Raw genomic sequence first — 9,596 nt, forward strand, 5'->3', positions numbered from 1 at the left:
GTTCAGGTCAAGCAGGAAAGTGCGCATCCTGCTTGTCACAGGCAGGGAACCTAAAAATGGCGGAAGTCGGACCATTACAGCGATATTTAAGTGTTGGCGATGTCGCACGCCGTTGCGGAATTTCCGTCTCGGCCGTTCATTTTTACGAGCGTAAAGGCCTGATCAGCTCCATCCGGACCGATGGCAATCAACGCCGTTTTCATCGCGGTATTCTGCGTAAGCTTGCGATTATCAAGGTGGCGCAGAAAACAGGTATTCCGCTTGCGGAAATTGGGGCAGCCCTTGATAAATTACCACGCAATACGGTGCCAACGGCCGAGGATTGGGCAAAGCTGTCCTCGCAGTGGCGCGATGATCTGAATGAACGGATTGATCAATTGACCCGGCTTCGGGATCAATTGGGGCAATGTATCGGTTGTGGGTGTTTGTCAATTTCCGACTGTCCCTTGCGCAACCCTTATGATGAGTTGGCACAGGCCGGGCCGGGGGCCAGGTTGCTTGAGATGGATGAGCCCGACGCACCGTAATTCCCCCGCAGACTGTTTGGTCCTGCGTCGGACGCATGGGAGGCTGCGGGCTGAATGCTTGACATTACAGCGGTTCGAGTGTTGAAAGGCCAGATGAATGGGGCGGCCCGGATCATTGGGCTGTCCATTGAAAGAGTTTGATGCAGATTTCAACCCGATCCGGTCCTCGTATCCTTGCCATATTGGGGCCGACCAACACCGGCAAGACCCATCTGGCCATGGAACGGATGTTGGCACACACGACCGGGATGATCGGGTTCCCGCTGCGTCTTTTGGCGCGCGAAAATTATGACCGCGCGGTGGCCAAGGTTGGCAAGGGTGCGGTGGCGCTGATTACCGGCGAAGAACGCATTCTGCCCAAAACAGCCCGTTATTTCATGTGCACCGTTGAAGCCATGCCGGTGGCCAAGCAGGTCGAATTCCTGGGTGTTGATGAAATCCAGATGTGTGCGGACCCTGAACGCGGGCATGTGTTTACCGACCGGCTGTTGCATGCGCGCGGACGTTCGGAAACCATGTTTATGGGGGCGGAAACGATCCGTCCGGTGATCCGCAAGCTGGTTGAGAATGTTGAATTTGACACGCGCGCGCGTTTTTCGACCCTGACCTATAACGGGGCCAAAAAAATCCAGCGTCTTCCGTCGCAATCAGCCATTGTGACGTTTTCAGCACAGGAAGTGTACGCCGTTGCCGAGCTGGTGCGGCGTCAGAAGGGCGGGGCGGCGGTGGTGCTTGGCGCGCTGAGCCCGCGTACGCGTAATGCCCAGGTCGAAATGTTCCAGAATGGCGAGGTTGAGCACCTGATTGCGACGGACGCAATCGGCATGGGGCTTAACCTTGATCTTGACCATGTCGCCTTTGCCGCCATGCACAAGTATGATGGCAAATTCAACCGGTCGCTTTCGGCGGCGGAAACCGCACAGATTGCCGGGCGTGCAGGACGCCACATGAACAACGGGTCGTTCGGGGTGACGGGCAACCTTTCGGGAATTGATCCCGACATCATCGAACAAATCGAATCACATGAATTCGAACCGCTGGCAAAAGTGTTTTGGCGGAATGCGCGACTTGAATTTCGCAGCGTCGATGCGCTGCAAAAATCATTGCGTCGACGGTCAGATGACCCGTCCCTGATTTTGGCGCGCGAGCCGGTTGATGAAATTATGTTGGAGCATCTGGCCCAGAACGAAGACGTTGCACGGATTGCAACTGCACCGGATCGGGTGCAATTACTTTGGGAAGTCTGCCAGATTCCCGACTTTAGAAATATCCATACCGATACGCATCCAAGGCTGCTAACATCTATCTATCGTTATCTGGCGAAACCCGGAAGCAGACTGCCAATCGACTGGTTGGGCGAACAAGTCTTGCGTCTGGATCGTTATGATGGTGATATCGATCAGTTATCATCACGTTTGGCAGGTATTCGCGTCTGGACATATGTATCGCATAAGCATCACTGGCTCGAAGATGCCAATCATTGGCAGGAACGTACACGTGCCATTGAGGACAAGCTGTCAGATGTGCTACATGAACGCCTGACCCAAAGGTTCGTCGATAGACGAACTTCGGTTTTATTGAAAAGTCTCAAGGACAAGTCTGAACTCATGTCTACCATCACTGCGAATGGTGAAGTACAGGTCGAAGGTGAATTTGTCGGCCGTCTTGAAGGATTCCGTTTCATCGCTGATGAAACCGATGCTGCTTTCGAAGGCAAGGCAATTGCCAGTGCCGCACGTCGCGCGTTGACAGGCGAAATCGCCCAGCGCGTCAAACAACTTGAAACCGATGAAGACGATAAATTCTCGGTGAATGGGCAGCTCGATGTCATTTGGAGCGGTGCGCAGGTTGGCGTGCTGAAAAAAGGTGACACGGTTCTGTCTCCTGAGGTCCATGTGATCGACAGCGAGTTCTTTGACGGTCCGACCCGCGAACGTGTGCGAACACGTCTGCAGAATTTCATCAATTCCCATATCGAAACGCGGCTTAAAATGCTGACCCGTCTGCGTGACTGTCAGCTTTCCGGGCCTATTCGGGGGCTTTTGTTCCAGTTGAACGAAGGTCTGGGCTGTGTTCCGCGTTCGGAACTTGAAAGCCTGGTCAAGGATTTGTCGGACGAAGACCGCAAAGCACTTGCCAAGCTTGGCGTGCGTTTGGGTGTTGAAACCGTCCATGTGCTTGACGCGCTTAAGCCCGATCCGGTTGAGCTGCGTGGTATTCTTTGGGCCGTTGCGCGCGAACTTGATGCATTGCCAGAGCTGCCGCCTGCGGGCCGCACGTCGGTGCCCAATGATCGCGCGAACTCCAAGGGGTTCTATCTGGCGGCTGGCTATATGCCGGTGGGGCCTTTGGCCGCACGTGTTGATATGCTCGAACGCTTTGCCGCGTTGCTGCGTCAGAAGGCACGGGAAAACGATGGCAAAGTCCGTCCTGATCCCGATCTTCTGTCACTTCTGGGCTGTACGGTCGAACAGGCTGAAGGCGTGTTTACCGCACTTGGCTGGCGTGCCGAGGTGACCAAGGTCAAGAAATCGACGCTTGAAGCCAAAGAGGCCGAGAAAAATGCGCCAGCACCTGCGAAAGCAGAAAATGCTGATGCAGCCAAGGATGCCGTCAAGGCGGATGCTGCTGAGCCTGCTGCAAATGCAGAAGCACCAACCGAAGCAGAAGCATCTGTCGAGGCGAAAGCCGAAGAAGTCGCCAAAGAGCCAGAAGCAGCGGCTGAACCTGTTGTTGCCAAGGCTGAGGCGGGTGCTGGTGAAGACGCCGCCGATGCAAAACCGGTTGAAACCGACGCGGATGGTGATGAACTGGTCGAAGTTAAATTCTTCGTCCGGGTTGATCGTCGCAAGCGCGGTGGTGCTGCTGGTCGTGGCCAGCGCGGTCCGCGTCAGGACGCACGCGGTGGTAAAGGCGCACCAAAAGGTAAGGGTGGTAATCGTCCGAACCGTGGTGGTGGTAACGGTGATCGTTCTGGAAAACCAGGTGGGCGCAATCCTGCACCGGTGAAAGAAAACAAGATCAACGAAGACTCGCCCTTTGCCAAGCTCAAGGAAATGCTTGAAGCCAAAGGCTGATCGCGTAGCATATGAATTTCCAGAACGGCGATCCTTTTTGGGTCGCCGTTTTGCGTTTGAAGGCCTGTTGCGTTAAAGGATGTTTGATCAATGATACGGGGACCGAGACGGTCGTGACGGAACTTGCAGAAAAACTTCGGGTTGATAAATGGCTGTGGCACGCACGGTTTTATAAAACGCGGTCACTTGCCAGCAAAGCCTGCCAGGCGGGCCATATTGTTTTAAACGGTCAGTCGGTGTCCAAGGCCAGTGCGACGGTATCGGCGGGCGATCATCTGCAATTCTTTCAGGGTCCGCATCTTCGTGTGGTCGAAGTGGTCGCACTTGGCGAACGTCGCGGTCCCGCCCCTGAGGCACAGGCGCTTTATACCGATCATTCCCCGCCGCGCGTGGCAAAAAAGGAAGTTGCGTCTGATATTCGCACCGCCCCTGTGGGCGCGCGTGAAGCAGGTTCCGGACGGCCGACAAAGGCAGAAAGACGTGCGCTTGATCGTTTGCGCGGCGACGACGAGGACGCCTAAAATCATTGAAATTGATGTGATTCTTTCAAGTTAGTGTGATCTGCGACGGGTGGATACGCGAACACAGTAAGGAGCACGTGTATTATACTGTTGGTAGCCTTTCGTATCGGGTTGTACGCAGATCAGGAATTTCTTGCCAGTGAGGAAGGGATCAGTTATTGATCCTATCTAATGGTATAGTTAACCACCTTTTGGGTGGTATGGATTTGGAGTCACGGAGTATGTCGGCCCTATGACACGTCACGCCAGACGACATCCCGCATTGAATATCGGGACATTGTCGCATTTGCAGACAGGCCGCTTTGCCTTGTTGGTTGCCGCATTGGTGATCAACCTGTTGTCACTGGCGTTGCCGATTACCTTGCTGCAAGTTTATGACCGTGTGTTGCCGCATAATTCGATCCCGACACTGACCCTGCTTATTCTTGGTGTGATGGCTGCGTTGATGATTGAGGCCATTTTGCGTTTGGGACGGGCCTATATCTCTTCGTTGTCCGCAGCAAAGTTTGAACATCGCAGTTCACAGGCCGCTGTTGGGCATCTGCTGTCGGCAAGTTTGACCGATTATGACAAAACCGCCCCCGGGTTACATTTGCAGCGCCTTAACAGTCTGAACATGTTGCGTGATTTCTATTCCGGTCAGGCGATTGGCGCGGTCATCGACTTGCCGTTCATTGTTCTGTTCCTGGGCCTGATTGCGGTGATCGGCGGGGTGCTTGTTGCGGTTCCGCTGGGCATTCTGATTGCGTTTTTTATCACCGCACTCGTGCTGGGGCGGCAATTGCGCAAGGCGCTTGATCAGCGCAGCCAGTCTGATGAGCGGCGCTATAATTTCATTATCGAAACCCTTACCGGGGTACATACGATCAAGTCGATGGCGATGGAAAACTTGATGATCCGTCGTCATGAGCAGCTTCAGGTTCAGTGCGCCGAAGACGACCTTGTCGCGGCACGTTCCGCCCATGCGGCCGTCAATGCCAGTGCGACATTTTCAATGCTGACCATGGTTCTGGTTGCCGCGGTTGGTAGTGTTCTGGTGATTGATGCGGATCTGACGGTTGGGGGGCTTGCGGCCTGTACCATGCTGGCCGGGCGATCTATTCAGCCCCTTCAGCGCGCCATGAGCTTGTGGACCCAGTTTCAGAATATCCGGGTGGCGCGCCAGCGCTGTCAGGAACTGTTTGAAATAGAACCAGAAGACGATGATGGTTCGCCCGAGATGCCGTTGCTTGATGGCAAGATTGAATTGCTCAATGTGTCCTTTGCACACGGCGATGGCAAAAAGGTGTTTGATGGTCTTGATCTGGTGATTGAGCCGGGTGAATCTGTTGCCATTACCGGTGACAACGGGACCGGTAAAACCACGTTGCTGTGGATGTTGATGGGGGCGTTGCGTCCGGATCAGGGCGAAATCCTGCTCGATGGCAGGGAAATCGGTAACTACAGTTCTGAATCCATTCGTCGCCAGATTGCCTATCTGCCGCAACATGGCGTGATGTTCAAAGGGACGATCATTGAAAACATCACCGGTTTTCGCAAGGACATCGGCGTTGAACGTGTGGTCGAAATTGCCCGCCGTCTTGGGCTTGATGATATCGTCATGCGCATGCCGCACGGCTATGACACCGAAGTGGGCGGGCAGGCATCGGAAACCCTGCCGCGCGGGGTAAAACAGCGGATCGCCGTTGCCCGTGCGTTGATTGATTATCCCCGTATTGTGCTGTTTGACGAAGCTAATAGCTCGCTTGATATCGCGGGTGACAACATCATGACCAGCCTGATGCTGGAATTGAAGAAACATTGCACGCTTGTGATGGTGTCACACCGTCCGTCATTGATTGCGCTGGCCAACAAGCAATACCGCCTGGTTGATCAACGGCTTGTGCCGGTTCTTAAGCGGACCAACCAACGGGTTGCAAAGGTGGGTTCAAAAGGCACAGTGTCTGTTAAGGCGGGGGCGTCGTCATGAATATCGACAACATGGAATTTGCCCAAAATTACCGCATGGGCCTTGCCAGCACAGATTCGCAGTCGGACTTTGATGCCTGTCTTTGGCCGTTGCTTCAGGCCTTGGGATGGCGCGGCCTGCCCCGTCAGGTCGCCGAAGCTTTGCCGCATATGGATCAGGCGCTTGATCTGACTGATTTTCGTAATGTCCTCGCGCATTTGAATTATCAGTCGCGCGAAATCGATGTGGTGTTTAGCCAGATTGATGACCGTCTGATGCCGTGCCTGTTTGTGCCAGATAACGGCACCGCACTGGTTGTCATTCGTCCGGAAGCAAACGGCATTCGGGTTTATGACGGCGGCACCGACCGTGAGATAGTGATCAAGGCGTCGTCCTTGCCCGGCAGGCTCTATCAATTCAGCAGCGCAAACCGTCGCGAACGTTATTTTGAAGATGACAAGCGCGGCTGGTTTGGCGGTATTGCGACGCGGTTTTCGCAGCTTGGGTATCAGTTGTTACTGATTACCTTTGTGCTCAACATCATGGCATTGGCGACGCCGATCTTCGTGATGGGCATTTATGATCGCGTGATTGGGACGCGGTCGATTTCAATGTTGATCCAGTTTTCAATTGGTATCGGCATCATCCTGATCATGACATGGGTGCTGCGCACATTGCGCAGCCAGATCGTCAGCCATTTTGGGGCGCGACTGGATACGCTGGTCAGTGGGGCGATCTTTGAACGGTTGCTAGCACTGCCGCCGGCATTCACCGAGCGTGCACCGGTCGGTGTCCAGATTTCGCGTATTCGTGATTTTGAAAGTGTGCGCGAGTTTTTCACCGGTCCGATGGCCATGGTGATGCTTGAAATGCCGTTTGTGCCGATCTTTTTGATTGTGATGTTCTATCTCGGTGGCTGGCTTGCCATGGTTCCGATTGCGCTGATTGGCGTTTTTGTTCTGATTGGCCTTATATCCTTCCCCATCGTTTCTCGTCGGGTGTCGGAGCTTGGGCGCAATGGTGCCAACCGTCAGGAATTTCTGGTCGAAACGGTCGGAAAGATGTCGGCCCTGAAATATACCGCGTCGGAAAAACGCTGGTTGTCGCGGTTTCGCGAAATTTCGGCTGATACGGCCTATGCCGGTTTCCGGGTTTCGATGGTCAATAACGTGATCAACACGCTGGCACAGATTCTTATGATTTCATCTGGCGCTTTGGTGTTGGCCTTCGGGGCCTATCAGGTGATGAATGCCCAAATGAGTGTCGGTGCCCTTGTGGCATCGATGATGTTGGCGTGGCGTGTTCTTGGCCCGATCAATCAAGCCTTTATCGGTATGCCGCGGTTGGCGCAACTGCGCGGCAGTGTGCGCCAGATTAACCGGCTTATGACGATTGCGCCCGAAGGTGACTTGGTGCCGCGTTCCGTTGATCAGCGCCGTTTTGCAGGAGCTGTCAGTTTTTCCCGCGTCAGTTTCCGCTATAGCCCGGAGTCAGATCCGGCACTTGTCGGGGTTAATTTTGATATTAAACCGGGACAGGTCATTGCCGTTGTCGGGGCAAATGGTGCAGGTAAATCATCGTTGATTAAGCTGGTCGCGGGGATGTATCAACCCCAGGCTGGTGCGGTTTTGATTGATGGGGCCGATATTCGCCAGATGGATCCGCAAACGCTGCGTCAGGCGATTTCATATGTGCCGCAGGATATTGAATTTTTCCGCGGCTCCATTGCGCAAAACCTGCGTCTGGCGAACCCGGTGGCATCACAGGATGATTTGCGCATGGCCTGCATGTCGGCTGGCGTTTTGCAAGATATCGAAAATTTGCCCAAGGGTTTCTCGACACGTGTCGGTGATCAGCATTCTTCGCGCTTTTCCGCAAGCTTCCTGCAGCGCCTTGCCTTGGCGCGTGCATTTGTTCGCGAAGCCCCGGTCATTTTGTTTGATGAGCCGACCAACGGTCTGGATCAAAAAGCAGATCGGGCGTTTCAGCATACGATCAACCGTTTGCGGGGCGGCTCGACCATCTTCCTCATTACCCATCGGCCAAGCCATCTTGATCTGGCCGATCGCATACTTGTGCTTGAAGCCGGACAGTTGCGCGGCGATGCGCCGCCCGAACGGATCAAGCAGCAAGTGATAGACGGAGGCTACCTATGAGTGACGTGGCAGTTCAGAATACTGCGATCGAGCGTTTCCGTCGTTCACGACGTATGGCGCGCTATTTGTCGCATGCGGTATTGCTTGAAGAAGGCGGGATTTCGATCTTTGTGCGGTCCGCCCTGATTATGCTTTCGGTCGGTTTTCTGGCCTTGATTGCATGGGCGGCGACAACGCAAATCAAGGAAACCGCGATCACATTTGGTCAGGTTATGCCAACGGGGGCGGTGAATAAAATCCAGCACCTTGAAGGCGGGATCATTGATCAAATCATGATCCGTGATGGTGATCTGGTTGAAAAAGGGCAGGTTTTGATCCGCCTTAAGCCCGAATCAGCGCAGGCGGAGCTTTCGCAAACCGAAACCAAACTTGGCAATTTACGTCTGGAAGCTGAACGCTATCGCGCACTGGCCGAAGGCCGCGTGCCTGATTTTTCGACAATGCTGGGGCAGTATCCTGAGTTGGCGCTTAATCAGCAGGAAATCTATAATATCCAGACTGAACTTGATGCCAATCAGACCGAAATTCTTCAGGTTCAGATCAAGGAACGCAATGCGGAGCTGGCACAGCTAAGCCAGCAGGAAGCGACCCTTCGCAAGTCGCTTGGCCTGCTAAATCAGGAAGTCACCATGCGCCGGTCGCTCTATGAGCAGGGGCTGAACTCCAAGGTGCTGTTTCTCAATATCCAACGGGAATTGAACGAAGCACAGGGCAGTCTTTCGGGGGTAATTGCCGAAAAGGCACGTGCACGCGAAACTATTGCCGAAGCAAACTTGCGGCTTAATGAGTTGGAAAAAAGTCAACGCGAAGAAGCCATTACAGAGCTTGGTCGTCTTGGCGGTGAAATCGCACAGGCCAGCGAAACCTTGCGGAAATTACGTGATCGTGTCGCGCGACTTGAAATCGTGGCGCCTGCGCGTGGCTATATCAAGGGGCTTCAATTCTCAACCATTGGCGGGGTGATTGCTCCGGCACAGGTGGTGATGGAACTGGTCCCGGCAGACGACGTGCTGATTGCGGAAACCCGTATATCGACTGAGGATATCGGACATGTTCATCTTGGTCAGCCGGTCACGGTTAAAGTCAGTGCCTTCGACTTTATACGATATGGTGGTATCAAGGGTGAATTGGTATCGATATCGGCCTCTACTTTTGTAGACGAAGATGGCCAACCGTATTATAAAGGTAAAGTTGCTCTTAACGCTGACTCTGTCGGTGAGGGGGCTTCTGCTCAAAAGATCATACCCGGGATGACCGTTCAGGCGGATATTCAGACCGGGGAGAGGACCCTTCTGCAGTATCTGCTGAAACCGGTTTATGTCTCGCTTGATCAGGCGTTCTCTGAACGATGAGCATTTAATTGGTCC

General features: G+C 53.9%; 6 protein-coding genes. All 6 read left to right on the forward strand.

Annotated features, from left to right (window positions below):
- The first annotated feature begins 56 nt into the window (after nt 1–56).
- Entirely contained in the window at nt 57–527 is a 471-nt protein-coding gene (soxR, locus tag AC0VXT_RS03465; RefSeq protein WP_475547511.1) for a redox-sensitive transcriptional activator SoxR, read from the forward strand.
- A gap of 140 nt (nt 528–667) precedes the next feature.
- Nucleotides 668–3,604, forward strand: a complete 2,937-nt coding sequence (locus AC0VXT_RS03470) for a helicase-related protein (protein ID WP_475547512.1) — start codon at nt 668–670, stop codon at nt 3,602–3,604.
- A gap of 113 nt (nt 3,605–3,717) precedes the next feature.
- Entirely contained in the window at nt 3,718–4,125 is a 408-nt protein-coding gene (locus AC0VXT_RS03475) for an RNA-binding S4 domain-containing protein (protein ID WP_101304928.1), read from the forward strand.
- 232 nt (nt 4,126–4,357) lie between these two features.
- Nucleotides 4,358–6,094, forward strand: coding sequence for a peptidase domain-containing ABC transporter (locus AC0VXT_RS03480; protein ID WP_417825107.1), 1,737 nt, complete (start codon nt 4,358–4,360; stop codon nt 6,092–6,094).
- On the forward strand, nt 6,091–8,229 hold the full coding sequence (locus tag AC0VXT_RS03485) for a peptidase domain-containing ABC transporter (RefSeq protein WP_475547513.1): 2,139 nt from the start codon (nt 6,091–6,093) through the stop codon (nt 8,227–8,229). The genes AC0VXT_RS03480 and AC0VXT_RS03485 overlap by 4 nt, the downstream gene beginning before the upstream one ends.
- The gene (locus tag AC0VXT_RS03490; protein ID WP_475547514.1) at nt 8,226–9,581 is read left to right on the forward strand and encodes an HlyD family type I secretion periplasmic adaptor subunit; all 1,356 of its coding nucleotides are present in this window, start codon (nt 8,226–8,228) and stop codon (nt 9,579–9,581) included. The genes AC0VXT_RS03485 and AC0VXT_RS03490 overlap by 4 nt, the downstream gene beginning before the upstream one ends.
- Nucleotides 9,582–9,596 lie beyond the last annotated feature (15 nt).

This window comes from Thalassospira sp. Z349TD_5 (assembly GCF_056173045.1).